Here is a 21,760-nt window from a genome sequence, read left to right on the forward strand (position 1 = left end):
AAGCATGAAAAATTAACACTATAAAGTTACTACTTTTGTATTAAAACAAAATAAAACACCAGAAGCATTCACTTCTGGTGTTAACTAGACAAAATTATTCAGCTACTGCATATACAGAAACTTGTTTTTTGTCGCGACCTTTACGTTCGAAACGAACAACGCCGTCGATTTTAGCGAATAATGTATCATCGCCACCACGACCTACATTTTCACCAGGATAAATTTTAGTACCACGTTGACGGTATAAAATAGAGCCGCCTGTAACGTATTGACCATCAGCACGTTTAGCACCTAAACGTTTTGATTCTGAGTCACGACCGTTTTTAGTAGAACTTACCCCTTTTTTAGATGCGAAGAACTGTAAGTTTAATTTTAACATCGGGATACACCTCACTTGTAATTTAATCTGATATTTTCATTATATTCATCTTCAATCGTTTGTAAAGAAACTAACATTGCTTGAAGAATTAATTGCGCTTGTTCATTGTTTGTATCTACACTTCTTATATGAAAATGACCTCCATCATCCTCATAGTCAATGTCTGGTTTCTCAGAAGTTAAACCTAGAATTGCATTAACGCTTCCAAACAAAACCGCTGAGGCACCTGCACAAACAATGTCATGTCCATATTCACCATGATTAGCATGACCATCCATAATAACGTCTGTTACTTTTCCACTATCATTAATAGTGATGTCAACTGTAATCATAAATTAAGCGTTGATTTTATCAATAGTTAATTTAGTATATGGTTGACGATGGCCTTTTTTACGTTTAGAGTCTTTACGACGTTTATACGTAAATACAGTGATTTTTTTACCGCGACCTTGTTTGTTAACTGTAGCAGTAACAGTAGCGCCTTCAACAGTTGGGGCACCAACTTTAACTGAATCGCCACCTACAAATAATACTTTATCAAATGTGAATGAGTCACCTTCATTAACATCTAATTTTTCAACGAAGATTTCTTGACCTTCTTCTACTTTAATTTGTTTACCGCCTGTTTCGATAATAGCAAACATACTTTGCACCTCCTATATTAATAAGTCACGCCATATATAGGTGACATTAAAAATGTTCTTAAACCTATATTTGAGCGGTTGTATGTAGCTATAAAACTACTCAACTATTGCATCTTACCATTACTAAATACCGGTGTCAATCTTGTATATGAGTTTTTTTCATAAATTTTATAAAAACTGGGAAAAGTATAATAAGTAAAATGACATTTAATAAAATAGTTGGAATCATTCTTAATAAGATGAAATTGATTATATCAATATTAGCAAATCCAATCACACCATAAATAATTGCTACGTAAATTTCGAAAACAATAATACTAATAATACTCAAAATACAAATCATTGTATAGTCTCGATAAAAAACTTTGAGAAATTTATCAAATATAACGACAAGTGCTAAGTAACCAAACATATATAATCCATAGACACTGCCGACATATATATCAGTTACGATTCCAAACAGAATTGCGAATATTAATCCGATTCCAAAGCTACGATAAATCGTTATCAACAAAATATACAACAAAATTAAGTGAGGAATAAAATTAAACTCGAAATGACCAAGATGCATTGGGATTATAAGTCCAATGATACTGTCAATGTAAAACAGTACTACACCAACGATTAAGTACAAAAATACTCTCATCAATTGTCCCTGCTTTCATCGGTAGCATTGTCAGGATCTTTTTTGGCGATATATATGTGGCTAATATCGGATAAATTAGCGCCTGTTTTAACTCTAACTTCTCTTGCTAATCCATACTCATCATTTTCAACTTTGGTCACTTCACCTATGTATAAATCACTTGGCAATTGATCGGCTAATCCACTAGTTATGACCTTATCGCCTTTTGAAACCTTATCTTTATTATTGATATTGCCAATGACTAGTTCTTGATTCTTTTTATCATACTGGTCGATTAAGCCAAATACATTTTTAGAATCGTGTTGAATGTTAACAGACAATTTACCTGTTCTAGTGTTAGTAGATAATAAGTCTACTTGTGCTGAAAATTGGTTAACTTTCGTTACTCTTCCAACTAAACCTTCAGCTGTCATAACAGCCATATTTGATTTAACACCGTCTTTATTTCCTTTATCAATGATTATTGTATTCATCCATTGGTCAGCATTTCTAGCGATTACAGCACCAGAAATTGGATCATATTTAGAAATATCAGTCATATCTAATTCTTTTTTTAAATCTTTATTTTCCGCTTCTAACTTTTCATTTTTAGCCTCTAGTTGTTTTATTTTCTTGTTGTCAGTTGTTTTATTTGAGCTAAAAAGATTATTTATCGCTCCAGTAACAAAATTGACAGGATAGCTCACGACTCTTTGCCCAAGAGAAACAGAATCCCCCACATATTGTTCAGGAGGTGATTGGGTATGTGACCTTAATGACAAACCAATCAGTGCAATAAAAATTATAACCGCACAAAAAACAACAATTAATTTGTTATTTTTAAAAAACTTTTGCACTCATAACACCTCTACAAATTCTAATTTAAATCATCCTTTATTATTTTATATTACTCGTTGTTTGAAATAAAGCACTAAGTTCATTCTATATCAACATCTTTAATTAAAAAAGAGATTAGATAGCACGACTATTACGCAATGCGTCAAATAGTTAGTGGTACCTAATCTTAATAAACTCAGTATGAACTCAATTTAGTTATTTATCTTTATCCTTTTTATCATCGTCACTATAAAGTTTTTCATCTTTTCTCCATTTAGCGAAAAGATTTTGTGCTTTAGCTTGTTCATTTGCTTGTTTTTCTTTAGATTGTTCAGACATGTATCACACCAACCTTTGAAATATAGTTTATAACATAACCATAACGTAGAAAATAAACTAGTTCAATTATGAAAACTTAATTAATATGCATCAAAAGGCTTTAATTCAATATATTGACCAAGTGCATTCAAATCTTGTTCCATTTCTATTTCAGTTCGATATACTTTTATTTGATCACTACCAAATTTATAAATAATGAATTCGTCATTACGTTGTCCAGCAATGTAATTGTCATTATATCCCATTCTTCCTAAGCCTGATACAGCCATAAACTCTTTCTTGTCTATGTATTTAAATACATTTCTTGTTTGACTTGCCGGGATATTTTGTAAAATATCATTATCCTCAAGCACATAACGCTTACCATTTGTTGATATGTTATGAGGACAATCTAAATTGCTAGATGAGTTATTCAACTGCTCATTGTTTATAGAATGATTTATCGGATTCCAATCTTGATTCCTTAGAAATGGTGCGTATTTTAATGCAAAATATATAATACAAATAATAGCTATAACTGCAATAATATTTTTTATAATACTAAGAAAAAACCGCATTAAATACCCTCCAATAGTAATCTTTATTATAATAGAACAATACTATATCAACATCAGTCTTTAGCATGATAATGGTATGTACTAAAGTATGATTCCAAATTAATACTGGATGCTTTATAATAAGGTTATATTATCGTTTATGGATATTCATGAGGAGTGTTGATAATGAGTATTGTGAGTATCATTTTAATTGCATTACTTGTGATATTGTTATTTAGAGTTGGGTTTGCAATTCTTAGATTTATAATATCTGCAGCCTTAATATTATTAGGATTATATTTAGGATATCAAGGCATACTTTGGATTATGGAAAATTTCCAAGTACTATCAGCCTATATTCAATAAATTATTAAACTAGCCATGTCTCAATTCTTGTAGGATTGATATTGCAATGGCTAGTTTTATTTTTTAAATGTATGTGTCAGATAGTTAAATAATTTATATACACCTGATAATAATAGTCCCCATATTACCCCTGTAATTAACGAGGCAAAAATTAATGATGCTATATTAATATTTTGACCGCTTATCAGTACACCTATTACAGAAAATAAGACAATCCCTATCATAGATAAAACAATTGTCGTGAACATTTCCTTAAGTCCAATCGTATGTTCTTTGATTGTCAGTCTAAGAACATAAACTACTGGTATCAAAATTCCTATTATTAAAAATAATGTCATAATGCACCTCTATAAAATTTTTCAACCATAATTATACAGGATTACTAATATTTTAAACAAATGATATCATTAATTACTCAAGTCAAAGTAACCTTCTTCTACTAAACTAGCATATTTTTGATCACCAATAATTATATGATCAAGGACTTGAATTCCTAGTAATTCACCACATTCTTTTAATCTAATTGTTGTTTCAATATCTTCTTTAGAAGGTGTGACATCGCCAGAAGGATGATTATGTAAAACTATAATCGCATTACTAGATGCTCTAATAGCTGCTTTGAAAACTTCCCGTGGATGTATTACTGAAGAATTTAATGTCCCTTTATAAATCGTTTCTTCTTTTATCACAATGTTTTTAGAGTTTAATAAAAGTACTACAAAATGTTCTTGAGTCAAATCTTTCATTTTTGACATCATAATATTAGATACATCACTTGGTGATGTTATCTTAATTTTTTCATTAAAATCCCTAGCATACATTCTTTCACCTAATTCAAAAGCAGCTTTAAGGATGACTGCTTTATATAGTCCAATTCCTTTAATGGTTGTTAAATCATTAATTGATAAATGTTTTAATTCTTTCAAACCATTAAAGCTAATCATTAATTCATTAGCAATATCTAAACTTGAAAATCCTTGTCTTCCTGTATTTATAAGAATTGCTAATAACTCACTATTTGATAAACTTTTTGCTCCATTGTGAATAAGACGCTCTCTAGGTAATTCAGACTTTGCCATACTTTTAATTCTCAAACTAGATCAACCTTTCTAAATGTATAATAGCGTGTTCTGGTATAAATAATTTGTCATCATAAGACCAATAAACATGAATGGTACAAAAGGAATATAAGTTTGCTGTTTCATTATTAATAAAATTGAAGAAACTATAATAGCGATTAATAGCGTATAAAGAAGAAATATCAAATAAAAGTGATATGGGAAAAAACAAGATAAGATACTTAATAGTAATATATCACCATATCCTATTTGTCTTGGAAAAAGAAAATAGTATAGATGTAATATTAAAGTGAAGAATATAAAGGTTGAAAAATAAATCATCGTGATTTTTGCACATACAATAGTATATAGAATTATTATGACTATATTAATTGTTAACGTTTGAAGGTCATACAATGCCATTGTAAGAAGGAATAAATAAGTAGTAATAAATAGAGAGAAGTGTACATTAGTATCAAAATTAATTATTAAAGGGATAATTAAGAAGGCTAAGCATTCCCCAAAAATATAATGACGTTTTAACTTTTGATTACAACAATTAGATTTTCCTTTTAAAATAAAAAAGCTAAATATAGGTATTAATTCGAACCAACCTAATTTACGACCGCAATGATCACACTTGGAACGCCTAACCAGATAATTCAAATTCAAACTGTTCGTATTGGTGAGATGGTATAAAAAACTAAACAAAACACTACAAACATAAGATATTAATAACACTAGCATCACCTAAACTAATTATAACTATTTCATCTTGAAAGTAAATGAGTTATGTTATTTATTTTATAAATAAATAATAGTATTTAAGAAAAATGTTAATTTCATTATCAATAACTAAAATTTAGTGATAATCAAATATCCCCGAGTCATTTAGGTACAACGTTATCCTAAATGACTTGGGGATATACTATTTCAAGTTTAAAATTCAGTTTTACTTTTTACTTCACTTATAAAATATAAACTACCAGTAATTAATAACCCATTGCCATCATAATTTTTTATATAAGAAACATAATCATCAATAAATTCAATATGCTCTAAATTTACTTGTTCTGACAACTCATCTTTAGTCAATGCTTTAGGGAAATCGAATTCAGTGAAATATAGGTGATTTGAGATCTCTTCAAGTTTATTAAGCATGCCATGCACTGGTTTACCTTTTATTGCCGAGAAAAGAACGTCCATTTTTTCGTTATCGTAATAATTCTTAATCGTATCAATTAAAGCTTCAATACTTTCGTTATTGTGGGCTCCATCTATAATGATTAATGGATTCTCTTTTACTTGTTCAATACGACCAGTCCAACTAACACTCTCAATAGCATCAATCATTTTATTAAAATCTAACGTAATAATTTCTTGTTCATATAGCTCAATCAATGCAGTAATTGCAAGCGCTGCATTTTCTTTTTGATGTTCACCAAGCATGTTTAAAATAATTGTTTCTAACTCATAGTCCTTATAACGATAAGTGAATTCATCGTCTTGTGAAACAACCACAATCTCACGGTCTAATTCAATTGGTTTCGCCTCATTACTTTCAGCTAAGTCTCTAATATATTTTAATGCTTCCTCATTTTTAACAGCATAAATCACAGGTATATTAGGTTTAATAATGGCACCCTTGTCTTTTGCAATATCTAAATAAGTGTTACCTAAAATATCAGTATGATCTAATCCAATACTTGTAAGTACTGAGAGAATTGGGTTAAACACATTAGTAGAGTCATTTTTTATACCTAACCCTGCTTCAACTACAACAAAATCAACAGGGTGAATTTGTCCAAAGTATACAAACATCATTGTTGTAATGATTTCAAACTCAGTAGCACCACCTAGTTCTGTTTCCTGCTCTAAAGCTTCACTAATTGGTTTAACTATTTCGACTAATTCAACAATCTCGTCATTTGTAATTGGAAGTCCATTTAGACTAATTCTTTCATTAAAAGTTTCAATAAATGGAGAAGTAAAAGTTCCTACCTCATAACCATTTTCCACTAAAGCTGCTCTAATGTAAGCTACAGTTGAGCCTTTTCCGTTTGTACCACCAACATGTATGCCTCTAATATTTAATTGAGGGTTATTCAAACGATCTAGCATCCACTCCATACGTTTTACACCAGGTTTGATACCAAATTTAGTTCTCTCATGTATCCAATACAAACTCTCTAGGTAATTCATTGGCGATTCTCCTATGCTTTTAATTGTTCAATTCTGTTTTTTACACCATCATATTTTTCTTGATAACGTAGTTGTTTTTCTTTTTCTTCGTTGATAACTTTTTCAGGCGCTTTATTAACAAAATTTTCATTAGATAATTTTTTATCAACACGATCAAGTTCTTTTTGTAATTTATCTAATTCTTTTTCTAAGCGTGCAATTTCTTTATCCATATCAATTAGACCTTCTAAAGGTAATATAACTTTACCAGCGATTACCACTGCAGTCATTGCTTTTTCAGGAATATCAATATGTGTATCAATCGTTAATTCACTAGGATTACAGAATTTATGAATATAATCTTCATTTACAATTAGTGTTGCTTTAATATTTTCATCTTTAGCTTGAATGTAAATAGGTATAGCTTTAGAAAGTGGCGTATTTACTTCAACACGAGATTGTCTTACAGATTTGATAATTTCAACTAATTGTTGCATCGTTTGCTTACTTTCTTCAAATACAAGTTCTTCCCTAACCTTAGGCCATGATGCTTTCACAATCGTATCGCCTTCATGTGGAAGACTTTGCCATATCTTCTCAGTAACAAAAGGCATAAACGGATGTAACATTCTCATAATTTGATCTAGTGTATAACTTAAAACAGAACGTGTCGTTTGTTTTTGTGCTTCATCTTCACCATTCATTGGTATTTTACTCATTTCAATATACCAATCACAGAACTCGTCCCAAATGAAATTATATAGTGCACGACCAACTTCTCCAAACTCATACTTTTCACTTAAATTAGTAACTGTTTCAATCGTCTCATTTAAACGAGTTAAGATCCATTTATCCGCTAATGAAAGGTTTCCAGTTAAATCGATATCCTCAAATTTAAATTCATCACCTATATTCATTAAGCTAAAACGTGCACCGTTCCATATTTTATTAATGAAATTCCAAACAGACTCTACTTTCTCAGTAGAATAACGTAAGTCATGACCAGGTGATGATCCTGTTGCCAAGAAATATCTTAAGCTATCTGCTCCATATTCATCAATTACATCCATAGGATCTACACCATTACCTAATGATTTACTCATTTTCCGACCGTCTTCAGCTCGAACTAAACCATGAAGTAAAACATCGTTGAATGGTCTTCTGTCAGTAAATTCAAGACCTTGGAATATCATTCTTGCAACCCAGAAGAAAATAATGTCATATCCAGTTACAAGTACATTAGTTGGATAGTAACGTTTAAAATCATCTGCATCAATATTCGGCCAACCTAAAGTTGAAAATGGCCACAATGCACTAGAGAACCAAGTATCTAAAACATCTTCATCTTGCACCCAATTATCAATATCTTTAGGCGCTTCTTCACCAACATAAATTTCACCAGTTTCTTTATGGTACCAAGCAGGTATTTGATGCCCCCACCATAATTGTCTAGAAATTGTCCAGTCTCTAATTTCTTCCATCCAACGATTGAAAGTGTTCTCAAAACGTGGTGGATAAAAATCGATGCGATCATCTGTTTTTTGATTATCAAGTGAACGTTGCGCTAACGGTTTCATTTTTACAAACCATTGCGTTGATAAGTAAGGTTCAACAACAGCACCTGAGCGTTCAGAATGACCAACTGAATGAACATGCTCTTCAATCTTAATGACTAGATCTTGCGCTTTTAAATCTTCAACCAATTGTTTACGACATTCAAATCGATCTAATCCAGCATATTTATCAGCTTTATCGTTCATTTTACCATTTTCATCCATGACAATAATGTTCTCTAAACTATGTCGTTGACCAATCTCAAAATCATTTGGATCGTGTGCTGGCGTTACTTTCATAGCGCCACTACCAAAATCAATATCAACATATTCATCAGCTAATATCGGTAACTCTCGACCAACAATTGGTAATATAACTTTCTTACCAATTACATCTTTATAGCGGTCATCATTAGGATTAACAACTATGGCAGTGTCTCCTAACATTGTCTCAGGTCTTGTTGTCGCAATTTCAATATGTCCATCACCATCAGCATAAGGATACTTAAAATGATAGAAATGACCCTGCACATCCTCGTGAATTACTTCAATATCTGATAAAGCCGTTCTAGCTTCAGGATCCCAGTTAATAATACGTTCACCACGATAAATAATGCCTTTATTGTATAAGTCAACGAAGACTTTTCTTACTGCTTTACTTAACCCATCATCTAAAGTAAAACGCTCTCTACTATAATCTAGACCCAAACCTAATTTAGCCCATTGTTGGCGTATAAATGACGCATATTCTTCTTTCCATGACCAAGCGTGTTCTAAGAACTTCTCACGTCCGATATCATGACGAGAAATGCCTTGTTCTTTTAATTTAGCATCTACTTTTGCTTGAGTAGCAATACCTGCATGGTCCATACCAGGTAGATATAGTGTGTCATACCCTTGCATACGTTTCATACGCGTAATAATATCTTGTAAAGTTGTATCCCACGCATGTCCAAGGTGTAATTTTCCTGTCACATTGGGTGGTGGAATTACAATTGTATATGACTCTTTTGATTTGTCTTCTGAGGGTTTGAAATAATCATTCTTTACCCATTCTTCATAACGGCCAGCCTCAACTTCGCGTGGATTATACTTAGGCTCCATGTTCATCGATTAAAACCTCCTAATAATTAAAAAAACATCCTCCTAAATAATATAGGACGGATGTTCCGTGGTACCACCTAAATTCAAGTATAAATTAATATACCTGCACTTAATTTGATTAACGCTCAAACACGCTTTTATCTACTAATAAATGATTCAATAAAAGTTCAAGTGGGCTACCTTCAGATTGAATGTTATACATATTTACACCAACCATATGCTCTCTGTGCTATCATTCAAACTTACTCTTCCCAATAATATATTTCATTACTTAATTATAGTATAATGGAAATCGTGATAAGTCAATCTCTTGGAGGTATATTTATGAATGAATGTGCATTTAGTACAAAAGACCCGACTTACTTAGATTATCATGACAATGTATGGGGACAACCCATATATGATAGCAAAGCCTTATTTTAGCTAATGGCTTTAGAATCTCAACATGCTGGGTTATCTTGGCTAACCATTTTAAAAAAGAAACAATCTTATGAACAAGCATTTTACAACTTTGAGCCAAGCAAAATTGCTCAGCTATCTACGAAAGATATAGATAATTTAATGGAATTTCCTAACATTGTTCATAATCGTAAAAAGTTAGAAGCGATTGTATCACAAGCACAAGGTTATTTTGAAATAGAAAAGGATTTTGGTAGTTTTAGTAATTTCCTTTGGTCATATGTTAATCATCAACCTATAGATTTGAACTATACAACTGCCTCAGAAAGAATTACTGTTGATGATCGTGCTAAACAATTATCTAAAGACTTAAAAAAATATGGTTTTAAATTTTTAGGACCAGTAACTGTTTTTTCATTTTTAGAAGCGGCAGGTTTATATGATGCCCATTTGAAAGGATGTCCATCTAAGCCTTCATAATAATTTATATAGGTTGTGTCATAGAGTGCAATTTAAGAAATAAGTCGAAAGGTAATTGTAGGTAAAGGTTTTATCAACCTTCTTTAATATTAAAATTACTAACGCTTAAACTTTGCATGACACAACCTATCTTTTTTGATGAAATTTTAAAATACCGCCACGTAAGAAAAAGCCAATGATAGGCGCTACTACAAATAAAATAAAAAAGATTCTAAATATGTGGAAACTAGAAATTATTGCTACATCCGCCCCCGTTGCCATAGCCACTAAAACAATCTGACTCATACCTCCTGGCGCTCCGCCCAAAAACAACTCATTAATATTATTATTTGTAAATATGTGCACAATATATACCATGATAAATGATCCAATGATTAGAAAGATATTTTGATAAATGATTGCAACGGCAATTCGACCTTTTAAATCGGAAAGTAAATTGGCAATCTGCAATCCAATTCTAATCATATAAATCACTTGTGCAGAAGCAAGAATATAATTATCTAATGTAAATATGTGATGTGTAGTTAAATTCCATATTACTAACACGACAATAGGAGCCAATAATTGCTTAGTAGGAAAATTGATTTTAGCCATAAGACTATAAATGATTGCAATACAACAAATTAATAGTATTACTTGCGATAAGTTTAGTACTTCCGTTAATGGAGGTGATTTAATAGAAGTTGTTTCATTTCCACTATCACTACTAAAGAAATAAGAAATTAAGGGTACTAATATCACGACGAATATAACGCGAGACGTTTGAGTTAAACTCACTACGAGAATATTTGCCTTTTTATTTTCCTCTGCCATAATTAGCATTTGACTTAAAGCACCTGGAATGACACTTAATATAGCTGTCTCAGTGTTTACTCTTGCTATTTTTTTGAAAAAGAAGGCGATCAATAGAGATAAAACTAATAGTAATAGTGTAATAACAACAATTATCAACCAATCATTTTTAATATCATGCAACACTTCAGACGTAAATGTTGATCCAATTTGTACCCCTAATACAATCAATCCAATTTGACTAAGCCAGAATGGCCATTTGACCTCTAATTTAAATACTTTAATGACGATTATCGATGCAATAATCGGACCGAACATAAATGGTAAAAGAACGTGCGCAACATGTAATAACAAACTTATAACAACAGCAGTCACTAATAGAATAAAGTTATTGATCCATACACTTTTCATTATGCAGCCACTTCTTTCATTAAAAATGAGGTTAAGACGTCATCGAGTTGAAAGTCCTAACCTCATTCTATTTCATAACATTATACAATACGACTTAAAGCAGTATCAAATGCTTGGATTGTTTTTTCAATGTCTTCTTTATTATGTGCTGTAGATAAGAATGTTCCTTCAAATTGAGAAGGTGGTAGGAATACGCCTTCTTTAGCCATTTCACGATACATTTGACTGAACAATTCTAAATTACTTTTATTTGCTTCTTCAAAGTTAGTTACTGGTCCTTCATTTAAGAAGTATCCAATCATAGATCCAGCTCGATTAATAGTAATTGGGACATTATGTTTGCTAAATACTTTTTTAAGTCCTTCTTCTAAGATATCACCTAATTCTTGGAAATACTCATAAGATTCAGGTGTTAATTGACTTAGAGTTTCGTAACCACTCGTCATTGCTAAAGGATTCCCGGATAATGTTCCAGCTTGATAAATATTTCCAACTGGAGCAACTTTGTCCATAATCTCTTTTCTACCGCCAAACGCACCTACTGGTAATCCACCACCAATAACTTTACCTAAACATGTAAGATCTGGTGTAACACCAAAGTAACCTTGCGCACAATTGTACCCTACTCGGAAACCTGTCATTACCTCATCGAATATTAATAGCGCACCATAGTCATTTGTAATCTCACGTAACCCTTGTAGGAAGCCATCTTTAGGAGGTACAACGCCCATATTACCAGCAACTGGTTCTACGATAATTCCAGCGATATCATCTCCATAATTTTCGAAAGCAATTTTAATTGCTTCTAAATCATTATACGGAACTGTAATCGTATTCTTAGCAGTACCTTCTGGGACACCAGGTGAGTCTGGTAATCCTAGTGTTGCAACACCAGAACCCGCTTTAATTAATAAGGAATCACTATGACCGTGATAACAGCCTTCAAATTTTATAATTTTATTTCTTCCAGTATAACCACGAGCCAATCTTAACGCTGCTAACGTTGCCTCAGTTCCTGATGAAACCATACGCACTTTTTCAATTGATGGTACGCGTTCGATTACTAATTCTGCAAGTTTGTTTTCTTCTAAGGTAGATGCTCCGAAGCTTGTTCCTCTATCAACCGCCTCATGTAGTTTTTTTATAACTTGTTCGTTTTTATGTCCTAGAATTAAAGGTCCCCAGCTTAATACATAGTCAATATACTCGTTACCATCGATATCATAAATTCTTGATCCTTTTGCTTGATCCATAAAAATCGCTGGTGTATCAACAGATTTAAATGCTCTTACAGGACTATTAACGCCACCTGGCATTAAATTTTCAGCTATTTTCATCGCTTCAATCGATTTCTCGTAACCCATATCAAAATCCTCCTAAAATTAATTATTTATCTAAGTAATGACAAATATCTTTCGCAAAGTAAGTAATAATCATATCTGCACCTGCACGTTTCATTGAAACCATTTGTTCCATAACAACACGTTCTTCATCTATCCAACCATTTTGTGCTGCTGCTTTTGTCATTGCATACTCACCACTTACGTTATAAACAATAACAGGAATATTTGTATTGTTTTTAACATCTCTTACAATATCTAAATAACTTAGCGCTGGTTTTACTATCATCATATCTGCGCCCTCTTTTAAGTCACTTTCAAGTTCGCGAAATGCTTCTAAACGATTCGCTGGGTCCATTTGGTAAGTCTTTCTGTCACCAAAAGAAGGTGCAGAATCAGCCGCATCTCTAAATGGACCAAAGAAACTTGATGCATATTTGATACCATAACTCATAATTGGAATATTGTAATAACCGGCATCATCTAGACCTTTACGAATTTCTGCAACAAAACCGTCCATCATATTACTTGGTGCTATAATGTCTGCACCCGCTTCAACTTGTGAGATAGCTGTTTTAACAAGTAAAGGTAATGATTTATCATTATCTACATCATGAGTATGATCATCAATAACACCACAATGTCCATGATCGGTATATTCACATAAACATGTGTCTGCTACAATTAATAAATCTTTATGTAATTCTTTAGCCTTTCTTGTTGCTTCTTGGATAATACCATTATGATCATATGCACCAGAACCTACCTCATCTTTAGAATTTGGTACACCAAAGAACATGATTGCTCTAATTCCTAGTTCATATGCCTCATTTATTTCATCATCTAATAAATTCAAGCTAATTTGGTAAACGCCTGGAAGTGATTTAATCTCACTTTTTACATTATCTTTTTCAACTACGAATATTGGATAAATTAAATCGTCTTTTCTAACATGGTTTTCTCTAACTAAATTACGCATTGACTCTGATGAGCGTAATCGTCTATGTCTATCAAATTTCATTATTATACCAACTTTCAATAATTTTATTTATAAGTGATTCCGAAGTTTGTTTATTAGCTATTAATGGATTGAGACCGTTCTTTCGTAATGTGTTTGCAGTTTGGGCCCCAATAGCAACATACTTATCAAAACCACAAGGAACGTCATGCCTTATATACGCTTTTACTGCAGATGAACTTGAAAATGTTACCGCATGAACTTTATGATGTTCTATCAATTGAATGACTTCTCTAATATTCCTATCATTAGGAATAGGTTTATATAAATCGATTTTAGTCACAATATTGTTTTGTGCTAATGTATGTTGGAGTTTGGGACGCGCTTCAGCACTACTTGGTATGAGAATGCTTTGTTGATCTTTTTTAAACTGATTCAAAAATCCTTCTTGAGAGTAGTCATTAGGTATAAAATCAACATTAATTTTAAGCGTTTCACAAAGTTCGGCAGTTTTCTTTCCAATGACAGCTACATATTTAACATCTAGTTGATTTAAATATTTATAAAATATGCGAACCGCATTTTTAGAAGAAAAAATAATCCAGTCATATTTATGATGCAAAACTTGAGTATCAAATTCAAGTGATTGAATTTCTATAAATGGCTTATGCATTATTTCCACTAAATCACTATTAAATTCACTCGATTGCGTCATAGCTACAACTGGTTTCATATTTCATTACACCTCAACAATATGGTTTAATGCGCTTGTTCTTCATTTAGTTTTTTGATTATTTCATAAGCACCCTGCTCTTTTAAAACACGGCTGACTGTTTCACCTAAATCAACAGGATTTTTACCAACTTCTGTGTGCTCATATCTCTTTGTACCGTCTGGAGTCATAATTAACCCAGTAAATTCAATTTCACCATTCTCCTTATTAGTTGCATACCCTCCAATAGGTACTTGACAACTACCATCCATAGCTGAAAGGAATGTTCTTTCAGCTGTAACACAATTCGCTACTGCTTGATTATGAACTTTACTTAATAATTCCAATAGTTCGACATCATCACTACGACACTCTATACCTAATGCACCTTGTCCAATAGCTGGTAATAAAATATCTTTGTCCAGATATGTCGTTACAATATCATCTGACCAACCCATACGTCTAAGTCCTGCAGCAGCTAAAATAATTGCATCATAATCTTCTGTTTCTAATTTTTTAAGTCGTGTGTCAATATTTCCTCTTATCCATTTAATTTCTAAGTTTGGATATTTAGATAAAATTTGAGCACCACGTCTTAATGAACTCGTACCAATAATACTACCATCCGGTAATTCATTTAACGGTATATGATTATTAGAAATATAAGCATCAAATGGAACTTCTCTATCAGGTATGCAACCTAATGTTAAACCTTCAGGAATGATACTTGGTACATCTTTCAGTGAGTGTATTGCCATGTCAATTTCTTTGTCAAAAAGTTCTTGTTGGATTTCTTTAACAAATAATCCTTTACCGCCCACTTTAGATAATTGTTTATTTACGATGCGGTCACCTTTAGTAACAATCTCCTTAATTTCTATTTCAAGGGTTGGATCCACCGCTTTTAACTTATCTATAAATTGTTGACTCTGAGTTAAGGCAAGCTTACTTCTACGTGAGCCTACAACCAATTTGCGCATAATTGTTGCCTCCTAATGACATTTGAAATTTTAAGTGAAATGTGTTGTAAAAAATAGATTAATCATGCATAAGCAAAATAACATAATATTAAAGTAAATTAAATAAATTGTTTTAAACCATCGATTAATACGACTTAGTAAATAAATAGCATAAAAAATTGTAATAACAGAAGATAGTACTACTTTAGGGTCAGCAAAAATACTATGTCCAATTGCATAGACACCCCACTGTGCGCCTAAAATAATACTCAAAATTAAAATAATTAAACCACTTAAAGATGAATAAAACACAACTGTTTCAAGTGTGGCTACGCTACCAATTCTAAAGTATTTTTGATCAAAATTCTTTTCCCTTAAATTGCGGTATTGAATAATATAAAGTAATGAATTTACAAAAGCTAATGCAAAAAGAGCATAACTTAATACCGCTAAGCCTATATGCACTAATAACAATTCATTTATAACTGCAATGCGTTGCACATTTGTTGAGTAATATTCAGGTTGAAAAGTATTCATCATCAATAATATAAATCCAATAACATTGAGAAAGAATACTGAAAAACTTAATACTTTAACTACATTTAAAACCAGTGCTATACATATAATTATCCATGATAAAAAGAAAAATACATCAAATAATGAACTCAACGGAATTTCATTATGCGAAGTGATATAAACAGACAAAGAGATTGTTTGCAATATCCAAACAATCCCTAATGTATAAATTCCTAATTCTCTAATTTTATGACTCTTTTTAACGAAATCTATAAAATAACAGAGAATACTAATTAAATATATAATTAATATTATTTCATGAAATCTAATAAACAGGGTCTCTTGCATATTATCACCATATTAATATGCTTATTCAAAACTAAAGAAGTGACGGATAGAAACTTCTTTTTCTTTTTGTGCTTTACGAGCTTTAATATCCTCGTAAGGGTCTGCAGCATCAATATCAAATATGTTTTGAAATAGCTCTAATTTTTCATTACTTCTCTTATCATTACTCAATTCTTTGGCCTGTTTTATTGGATCTTTCAACATTTGATTAATAATACTTTTAGTATGTTTCGAAATGATTGTACGTTCTCTATCACTAAGATCAGGTAGCTTTCTATCAATACTATCCATTGTTTCTGACTGGATTGTCATTGCTTTTTCACGCAATGCTCTAATTACAGGTACAACACCTAACATATTTACCCAATCATTATGAGCCTGGACTTCATCAGGAATCTGACTTGCTATAAAGTCAGCAGCCATCTGACGTTCTCGCAAGTTAGCATCAACTAAACCTTTAAGATCATCCACATCATAGCTGAAAATATTTTCACTGATATTAACATTTGGTTCGATATCTCTAGGAACCGCAATGTCTATTAACAATAATGAAGAAGCTTTTCTATTAAGATTGACCGACTCTATCATAGATTTTGTAACAATAAAATCTGGCGAACTTGTTGAACTGATAACAATATCAGCATTAGTCAAAAGAGTTGGTAATGACTCAAGTGTATTATAATTTACGCCGTGCTTCGTTGCTAATTTATACGCATTAGTTTCAGTTCTATTAACGACAGTAATATCATCAATACCAGAACCTAATAAATTTAAAAGTGATAATTCACTCATTTCCCCTGCACCTATAATAATAGCTTGTTTACCTTTTAGTTTACCAAATACCTTTTTAGCTAATTCAACTGCTGCATATGAAACACTCACAGCATTATCTGCTATGTCAGTCTCATTATGAGCTTTTTTAGCGAAAGTAATAGCCTGTTTAAATAAATGATTAAAAATTGTACCAGTTGTTTGAATGTCTTGAGCTAAAAAGAATGCATCTCTCATTTGTCCAAGAATTTGAGTTTCACCTAATACAATTGAATCCAAGCCAGAAGTGACTCGCAGTAAATGTTCAACTGCTTCGTCCCCCACTTTAACTTCTGACATATTTTTTATATCATCTACATCAAATCCAAATGAACGCGCTAAAAATCTTTGAATATAGTAACGACCTGTGTGAATTTGATCAACAATAGCATATACTTCAGTACGATTACATGTAGATAAAATGACGTTCTCTAAAATAGATTTAGTTTCGAACAAATCTTCATGGGCTAATCGCAAGGCATCATCTCTAAAAGCTACTTGCTCTCTAAGTGCTACATCAGCAGTGCGATGATTTATACTTATAGCAATAAAATGCATTTATAACGCCCTCCAAATACTAACAATACTGATAGTATAACACATTATTTAATGATTTTAAGTTGATTGCTCAAACAAATTAGAAAGATTCTAATTTGAAGTCAAAATTTTGACACTTATCCCATTAAAAAATCTAAACAGAAGTTTGACCCCTTCTTAGATTAAAATCATTATAAATAATCAGCAATTAAATCCCATATTTGTTGCTGCTTTGTATTTTGAATTGATGAGTAACTAATAATCGTATCATCTGGATCTAAATCTAATTTCTCTTTAATATTTTTAATATGCTTTTGAATCTTACCCTTTGCAATCTTATCCTCTTTAGTACAAATAACTAGTGTAGGTATATCAAAATGTTTTAAGTAATTATACATTAAAATATCATCTTCAGTTGGATTGTGTCGTAAGTCAACTAGTTGAATGACTAGCTTTAAACTCTCTCTCTTAGTCAAATATTCTTCAATCATTTTACCAAATTTCTCACGTTGTGATTTACTCACTTTTGCATAGCCATACCCAGGGACGTCGACAAATATTAATTGATTATCAATATTAAAGAAATTTAATGTTTGTGTTTTACCTGGTTGTTGCGACGTGCGAGCCATATTTTTTCTGCCAATCATACTATTAATGAAAGAAGATTTACCAACGTTTGAACGTCCACTTAATGCCACTTCAGATAAACCTGTATCAGGATATTGAGCCTCTTGTACAGTACTTATAATCAAATCAATGTTATTAGGATTAATATTCATAAATTATCCTCTCTTTTGTAATTAAATTTAACTGTTTCATTATAATATATATTTCATTATATCTAAATAAGCAATTTTTTAATTAAAAAAGGAGCAGAACAGAATTCAAATAGAATTCGATGTTCCACTCCAACTTTAATTGTTTATAGGATCTTAAAAACATTTCACTTGTTCGGCGCAATCTTTACAGAGCGTACTCAAACTTAAATAACTTATATTATGCTGATGTTTTACTATCATTCAATAAGTTACCTTCAGAATCGTATAATTCTGGGTCAACTTCATCATTAATTGTTTTATCAGTAATAACAACTTTAGTTACGTTTTCTGATGAAGGAACATCATACATAATATCGATTAATGCTTCTTCAATAATAGAACGTAATCCACGTGCTCCTGTTTTACGCTCAATAGCTTTCTCACTTACCGCAGCTAATGCTTCTTCGGTAAATTCTAACTCAACATTATCAAGTTCTAACATTTTAGTATATTGTTTTACTAAAGCGTTCTTAGGTTGCGTTAAAATGTTTTTAAGCGCTTCTACATCTAATGTTTCTAAGTTAGCAACTATTGGCACACGACCAATAAACTCAGGAATTAAACCATATGATTGCAAATCTTCTGGGCGAATTTGTTCTAACAATGCTTCCTCATCATATTTATCCGCTTCATTACTTGCAAATCCAATCACTTTTTCTCCTAAGCGACGTTTAATTACTTCATCGATGCCATCAAACGCACCACCTAGAATGAATAAGATATTTGTTGTATCAATTTGTATTAATTCTTGGTTGGGATGTTTACGTCCACCTTGTGGAGGCACACTTGCAGTCGTACCCTCTAAAATTTTAAGTAAGGCTTGTTGAACACCTTCACCAGATACATCACGCGTAATTGATGTGTTTTCAGATTTTCTAGCAATCTTATCAATTTCATCAACATAGATAATACCTTTTTCAGCTTTATCAATATCGAAGTCAGCTGCTTGAATTAATCGTAATAAAATATTTTCTACATCGTCACCAACGTAACCTGCTTCAGTTAAACTTGTAGCATCTGCAATAGCAAATGGAACGTTTAAAGTTTTAGCTAATGTTTGTGCTAATAATGTTTTACCGCTACCAGTTGGTCCTATTAACGCAATATTACTTTTTTGTAATTCAACTTCATCTTCATTAGGTCCTAATTGTTGGATACGTTTATAGTGATTATATACGGCAACTGCTAAAGATTTTTTAGCTTTTTCTTGACCAATAACATATTCATTTAAATGATCCATAATTTCTTTCGGTGTAGGCAGTTCAGTAAACTCTTCAGAAGTCGATTGAGCTAATTCTTCTTCTACAATTTCTGAACATAGTTCGATACACTCATTACAGATATATACGCCACTTCCTGCGACTAATTTCTTAACTTGGTCTTGGTCCTTACCACAGAAAGAACATTTTAAATTTTCTTCATCTTCATTGAATTTAAACATTCATTTACACCTCTATTCTTAAACGACTATACTAGATAGCATTCTACAATGCAAATTCATGGTTAACAACTAAAATGCTTAAAATATAGAGTAGCAGGTTACATATATTGATGCACCTGCTACTTTAAATTTTAATTATTAATTTAACAATGAATTATTATTTATCTTCTTTAGTAGATTCAACGTATTTAGCATTGTCTCTAAGTAAGTCAATTACTTTTTGGATACGTACATCATTTTTAATAATGTCAGTATTACCTAAAGTATTTTTAATATCTTCAACTGAGATATTAAATTGTTTACTCATTTTTTCTAATTCTTTTTCGATATCTTCATCATTTGCTTCAATATTTTCTTTATCGGCAATAGCTGAAAGTGTTAAGTTTGTTTTAATGCGTTGTTCTGCATCATCTTTCATTTGTTCTCTTAATTGAGATTCATCTTGACCTGAAATTTGGAAGTAAGTTTGTAAATCTAATCCTTGTTGTTGGATTCTTTGACCAAATTCTTGAACCATACGATCTAATTCAGTGTCAATCATTGCTTGAGGAATATCGATTGTAGCATTATCAGTTGCTTTATTAATTGTTTCTTCTTTTTCAACATTTTCAGCTTCCTCAGCTTTTTGTTCTGATAAACGTTTGCGTAAGTTTTCTTTGTACTCATCAACACTGTTAGCATCTGAATCTAATTCATTTGCAATTTCATCATCTAATTCAGGTACTTCTTTATATTTAATTTCATTTACTTTAGTTTTGAAAGTAGCTTCTTTGCCAGCTAATTCTTCAGCATGATACTCTTCAGGGAAAGTTACAACTACATCTTTTTCTTCACCTGTTTTAACGCCTACTAATTGATCTTCAAATCCAGGAATAAATGAGCCTGAGCCAATTTCAAGATCATAACCATCTGCTTGTCCACCTTCAAATTGCTCGCCATCAACATAGCCATCAAAGTCAATGTTTACTGTATCTCCATTTTCAACAGCACCATCTTCTTTAACTACCATATCAGCTAAGTGTCCTAGGCTGTGGTCAATTGCTTCTTGTAAATCTTCATCAGTTAATTCTGAATCTTGTTTTTCTATTTCTAAACCTTTGTAATCACCTAATTGAACTTCAGGTTCAACAGTTACAGTAGCTTCAAATTCAAAATCTTTACCTTTTTCAATTTGTGTAACATTAATTTCTGGTTGAGCTACTGGATTGATTCCAGTTTCATCAATAGCTTCACCATATGCTTCAGGTAATAGAATATCTACTGCATCTTGATATAATGCTTCTACACCGAAACGTTGTTCAAAGATAGGACGAGGCACTTTACCTTTACGGAAACCAGGCACGTTAATTTGTTTAACTACTTTTTTAAATGCTTGATCTAATGCTTTGTCTACTTTTTCTGCTGGAACTGTAACTTTTAATAATCCTTCGTTACCTTCCTTTTTTTCCCAAGTTGCTGTCATGTATAAATACCTCCATGATTACATTTTTATTTTTTCAACTTCCCTATTATAGCACACGTCCTATACGGACACAAACAGTCTTTTATAGGGCTTAAAACACTTTTAAAATTCAATAATCTAACTTTAACGAATTAATTTAACAATATAAAATAATT

The 21,760-nt window shown here is 31.7% G+C and carries 23 protein-coding genes, 1 pseudogene and 2 other annotated features; of the genes and pseudogenes, 2 read left to right on the plus strand and 22 right to left on the minus strand.

Annotated features, from left to right (window positions below; all coding sequences use genetic code 11):
• Positions 1-94: 94 nt before the first annotated feature.
• The 7 genes from rpmA to HMPREF2737_RS10295 form a co-directional block, all read right to left on the minus strand.
• Positions 95-379, minus strand: coding sequence for a 50S ribosomal protein L27 (gene rpmA, locus HMPREF2737_RS10270; protein WP_011275573.1), 285 nt, complete (start codon positions 377-379; stop codon positions 95-97).
• Positions 380-390: 11 nt separating this feature from the next.
• Positions 391-711 (minus strand): ribosomal-processing cysteine protease Prp, encoded by a 321-nt coding sequence (locus HMPREF2737_RS10275; RefSeq protein ID WP_037536746.1) that lies wholly within the window; start codon positions 709-711, stop codon positions 391-393.
• A 3-nt stretch (positions 712-714) separates the two neighbouring features.
• A complete protein-coding gene (gene rplU / locus HMPREF2737_RS10280) occupies positions 715-1,023 on the minus strand; it encodes a 50S ribosomal protein L21 (RefSeq protein WP_002448968.1) in 309 nt (102 codons plus the stop codon).
• A 13-nt stretch (positions 1,024-1,036) separates the two neighbouring features.
• Positions 1,037-1,113, minus strand: a sequence feature (ribosomal protein L21 leader region).
• 46 nt (positions 1,114-1,159) lie between these two features.
• Complete coding sequence (gene mreD, locus HMPREF2737_RS10285; protein WP_037550976.1) at positions 1,160-1,669, minus strand: rod shape-determining protein MreD; 510 nt, start codon at positions 1,667-1,669, stop codon at positions 1,160-1,162.
• Complete coding sequence (gene mreC, locus HMPREF2737_RS10290) at positions 1,669-2,505, minus strand: rod shape-determining protein MreC (protein WP_037550978.1); 837 nt, start codon at positions 2,503-2,505, stop codon at positions 1,669-1,671. The genes mreD and mreC overlap by 1 nt, the downstream gene beginning before the upstream one ends.
• A 196-nt stretch (positions 2,506-2,701) precedes the next feature.
• Complete coding sequence (locus HMPREF2737_RS11930; protein ID WP_011275568.1) at positions 2,702-2,824, minus strand: hypothetical protein; 123 nt, start codon at positions 2,822-2,824, stop codon at positions 2,702-2,704.
• A gap of 80 nt (positions 2,825-2,904) precedes the next feature.
• Positions 2,905-3,381 (minus strand): DUF4930 family protein, encoded by a 477-nt coding sequence (locus HMPREF2737_RS10295; protein ID WP_037550981.1) that lies wholly within the window; start codon positions 3,379-3,381, stop codon positions 2,905-2,907.
• A gap of 165 nt (positions 3,382-3,546) precedes the next feature.
• On the opposite strand from HMPREF2737_RS10295, the gene HMPREF2737_RS10300 reads away from it, so the two are divergent.
• Positions 3,547-3,726, plus strand: a complete 180-nt coding sequence (locus HMPREF2737_RS10300) for a hypothetical protein (RefSeq protein WP_011275566.1) — start codon at positions 3,547-3,549, stop codon at positions 3,724-3,726.
• Positions 3,727-3,782: 56 nt separating this feature from the next.
• Here the strand turns inward: HMPREF2737_RS10300 and HMPREF2737_RS10305 are convergent, their stop codons facing one another.
• The 5 genes from HMPREF2737_RS10305 to HMPREF2737_RS10320 all read right to left on the minus strand — a co-directional run bounded on the left by HMPREF2737_RS10305 (position 3,783) and on the right by HMPREF2737_RS10320 (position 9,628).
• Positions 3,783-4,064, minus strand: a complete 282-nt coding sequence (locus tag HMPREF2737_RS10305; RefSeq protein WP_037550983.1) for a hypothetical protein — start codon at positions 4,062-4,064, stop codon at positions 3,783-3,785.
• A 69-nt stretch (positions 4,065-4,133) separates the two neighbouring features.
• Entirely contained in the window at positions 4,134-4,820 is a 687-nt protein-coding gene (gene radC, locus HMPREF2737_RS10310; RefSeq protein WP_037550985.1) for a RadC family protein, read from the minus strand.
• Positions 4,821-4,835: 15 nt separating this feature from the next.
• Positions 4,836-5,531 carry a prepilin peptidase gene (locus HMPREF2737_RS12045; protein WP_083303072.1) on the minus strand — a complete coding sequence of 232 codons (696 nt, stop codon included), beginning with the start codon at positions 5,529-5,531 and terminating at the stop codon, positions 4,836-4,838.
• Between the two features lie 192 nt (positions 5,532-5,723).
• Positions 5,724-6,986, minus strand: coding sequence for a bifunctional folylpolyglutamate synthase/dihydrofolate synthase (locus HMPREF2737_RS10315; RefSeq protein ID WP_037550987.1), 1,263 nt, complete (start codon positions 6,984-6,986; stop codon positions 5,724-5,726).
• Between the two features lie 11 nt (positions 6,987-6,997).
• On the minus strand, positions 6,998-9,628 hold the full coding sequence (locus HMPREF2737_RS10320) for a valine--tRNA ligase (protein WP_037550989.1): 2,631 nt from the start codon (positions 9,626-9,628) through the stop codon (positions 6,998-7,000).
• A gap of 43 nt (positions 9,629-9,671) precedes the next feature.
• Positions 9,672-9,890: a binding site (T-box leader), on the minus strand.
• A gap of 56 nt (positions 9,891-9,946) precedes the next feature.
• On the opposite strand from HMPREF2737_RS10320, the pseudogene HMPREF2737_RS10325 reads away from it, so the two are divergent.
• A pseudogene (locus HMPREF2737_RS10325) lies at positions 9,947-10,501 on the plus strand (DNA-3-methyladenine glycosylase I).
• Between the two features lie 126 nt (positions 10,502-10,627).
• Here HMPREF2737_RS10325 and HMPREF2737_RS10330 read toward each other — a convergent pair.
• The 10 genes from HMPREF2737_RS10330 to tig all read right to left on the minus strand — a co-directional run bounded on the left by HMPREF2737_RS10330 (position 10,628) and on the right by tig (position 21,605).
• Positions 10,628-11,704, minus strand: a complete 1,077-nt coding sequence (locus HMPREF2737_RS10330; RefSeq protein ID WP_037550992.1) for an AbrB family transcriptional regulator — start codon at positions 11,702-11,704, stop codon at positions 10,628-10,630.
• Between the two features lie 80 nt (positions 11,705-11,784).
• Positions 11,785-13,068, minus strand: a complete 1,284-nt coding sequence (hemL, locus tag HMPREF2737_RS10335) for a glutamate-1-semialdehyde 2,1-aminomutase (protein ID WP_037550994.1) — start codon at positions 13,066-13,068, stop codon at positions 11,785-11,787.
• 22 nt (positions 13,069-13,090) lie between these two features.
• Positions 13,091-14,065, minus strand: a complete 975-nt coding sequence (gene hemB, locus HMPREF2737_RS10340; protein ID WP_037550996.1) for a porphobilinogen synthase — start codon at positions 14,063-14,065, stop codon at positions 13,091-13,093.
• The gene (locus tag HMPREF2737_RS10345; RefSeq protein ID WP_037550998.1) at positions 14,055-14,735 is read right to left on the minus strand and encodes a uroporphyrinogen-III synthase; all 681 of its coding nucleotides are present in this window, start codon (positions 14,733-14,735) and stop codon (positions 14,055-14,057) included. The genes hemB and HMPREF2737_RS10345 overlap by 11 nt, the downstream gene beginning before the upstream one ends.
• Positions 14,736-14,761: 26 nt before the next feature.
• On the minus strand, positions 14,762-15,694 hold the full coding sequence (gene hemC / locus HMPREF2737_RS10350) for a hydroxymethylbilane synthase (RefSeq protein WP_037551000.1): 933 nt from the start codon (positions 15,692-15,694) through the stop codon (positions 14,762-14,764).
• 30 nt (positions 15,695-15,724) lie between these two features.
• The gene (ccsA, locus tag HMPREF2737_RS10355; protein WP_037551002.1) at positions 15,725-16,537 is read right to left on the minus strand and encodes a cytochrome c biogenesis protein; all 813 of its coding nucleotides are present in this window, start codon (positions 16,535-16,537) and stop codon (positions 15,725-15,727) included.
• 21 nt (positions 16,538-16,558) lie between these two features.
• Complete coding sequence (gene hemA / locus HMPREF2737_RS10360) at positions 16,559-17,905, minus strand: glutamyl-tRNA reductase (protein ID WP_037551004.1); 1,347 nt, start codon at positions 17,903-17,905, stop codon at positions 16,559-16,561.
• A 170-nt stretch (positions 17,906-18,075) separates the two neighbouring features.
• The gene (yihA, locus tag HMPREF2737_RS10365; protein WP_037551005.1) at positions 18,076-18,663 is read right to left on the minus strand and encodes a ribosome biogenesis GTP-binding protein YihA/YsxC; all 588 of its coding nucleotides are present in this window, start codon (positions 18,661-18,663) and stop codon (positions 18,076-18,078) included.
• Positions 18,664-18,880: 217 nt separating this feature from the next.
• Positions 18,881-20,143 (minus strand): ATP-dependent Clp protease ATP-binding subunit ClpX, encoded by a 1,263-nt coding sequence (gene clpX / locus HMPREF2737_RS10370; protein ID WP_037551007.1) that lies wholly within the window; start codon positions 20,141-20,143, stop codon positions 18,881-18,883.
• Between the two features lie 157 nt (positions 20,144-20,300).
• On the minus strand, positions 20,301-21,605 hold the full coding sequence (tig, locus tag HMPREF2737_RS10375) for a trigger factor (protein WP_037551009.1): 1,305 nt from the start codon (positions 21,603-21,605) through the stop codon (positions 20,301-20,303).
• Positions 21,606-21,760 lie beyond the last annotated feature (155 nt).

It is taken from the genome of Staphylococcus sp. HMSC069D12, from assembly GCF_001810405.1.
In the GTDB taxonomy this organism is placed as follows: domain Bacteria; phylum Bacillota; class Bacilli; order Staphylococcales; family Staphylococcaceae; genus Staphylococcus; species Staphylococcus haemolyticus.

Coding starts and splice junctions, on each gene's coding strand:
- hemL (WP_037550994.1), bottom strand. CDS start 13,068: ATGGGTTACGAGAAATCGATTGAAGCGATGAAAATAGCTGAAAATTTA.
- mreD (WP_037550976.1), bottom strand. CDS start 1,669: ATGAGAGTATTTTTGTACTTAATCGTTGGTGTAGTACTGTTTTACATT.
- HMPREF2737_RS10320 (WP_037550989.1), bottom strand. CDS start 9,628: ATGAACATGGAGCCTAAGTATAATCCACGCGAAGTTGAGGCTGGCCGT.
- HMPREF2737_RS10315 (WP_037550987.1), bottom strand. CDS start 6,986: ATGAATTACCTAGAGAGTTTGTATTGGATACATGAGAGAACTAAATTT.
- HMPREF2737_RS10330 (WP_037550992.1), bottom strand. CDS start 11,704: ATGAAAAGTGTATGGATCAATAACTTTATTCTATTAGTGACTGCTGTT.
- rplU (WP_002448968.1), bottom strand. CDS start 1,023: ATGTTTGCTATTATCGAAACAGGCGGTAAACAAATTAAAGTAGAAGAA.
- hemB (WP_037550996.1), bottom strand. CDS start 14,065: ATGAAATTTGATAGACATAGACGATTACGCTCATCAGAGTCAATGCGT.
- ccsA (WP_037551002.1), bottom strand. CDS start 16,537: ATGCAAGAGACCCTGTTTATTAGATTTCATGAAATAATATTAATTATA.
- HMPREF2737_RS10305 (WP_037550983.1), bottom strand. CDS start 4,064: ATGACATTATTTTTAATAATAGGAATTTTGATACCAGTAGTTTATGTT.
- hemA (WP_037551004.1), bottom strand. CDS start 17,905: ATGCATTTTATTGCTATAAGTATAAATCATCGCACTGCTGATGTAGCA.
- HMPREF2737_RS10275 (WP_037536746.1), bottom strand. CDS start 711: ATGATTACAGTTGACATCACTATTAATGATAGTGGAAAAGTAACAGAC.
- HMPREF2737_RS10300 (WP_011275566.1), top strand. CDS start 3,547: ATGAGTATTGTGAGTATCATTTTAATTGCATTACTTGTGATATTGTTA.
- HMPREF2737_RS10295 (WP_037550981.1), bottom strand. CDS start 3,381: ATGCGGTTTTTTCTTAGTATTATAAAAAATATTATTGCAGTTATAGCT.
- clpX (WP_037551007.1), bottom strand. CDS start 20,143: ATGTTTAAATTCAATGAAGATGAAGAAAATTTAAAATGTTCTTTCTGT.
- rpmA (WP_011275573.1), bottom strand. CDS start 379: ATGTTAAAATTAAACTTACAGTTCTTCGCATCTAAAAAAGGGGTAAGT.
- yihA (WP_037551005.1), bottom strand. CDS start 18,663: ATGAATATTAATCCTAATAACATTGATTTGATTATAAGTACTGTACAA.
- tig (WP_037551009.1), bottom strand. CDS start 21,605: ATGACAGCAACTTGGGAAAAAAAGGAAGGTAACGAAGGATTATTAAAA.
- HMPREF2737_RS11930 (WP_011275568.1), bottom strand. CDS start 2,824: ATGTCTGAACAATCTAAAGAAAAACAAGCAAATGAACAAGCTAAAGCA.
- HMPREF2737_RS10345 (WP_037550998.1), bottom strand. CDS start 14,735: ATGAAACCAGTTGTAGCTATGACGCAATCGAGTGAATTTAATAGTGAT.
- HMPREF2737_RS12045 (WP_083303072.1), bottom strand. CDS start 5,531: ATGCTAGTGTTATTAATATCTTATGTTTGTAGTGTTTTGTTTAGTTTT.
- hemC (WP_037551000.1), bottom strand. CDS start 15,694: ATGCGCAAATTGGTTGTAGGCTCACGTAGAAGTAAGCTTGCCTTAACT.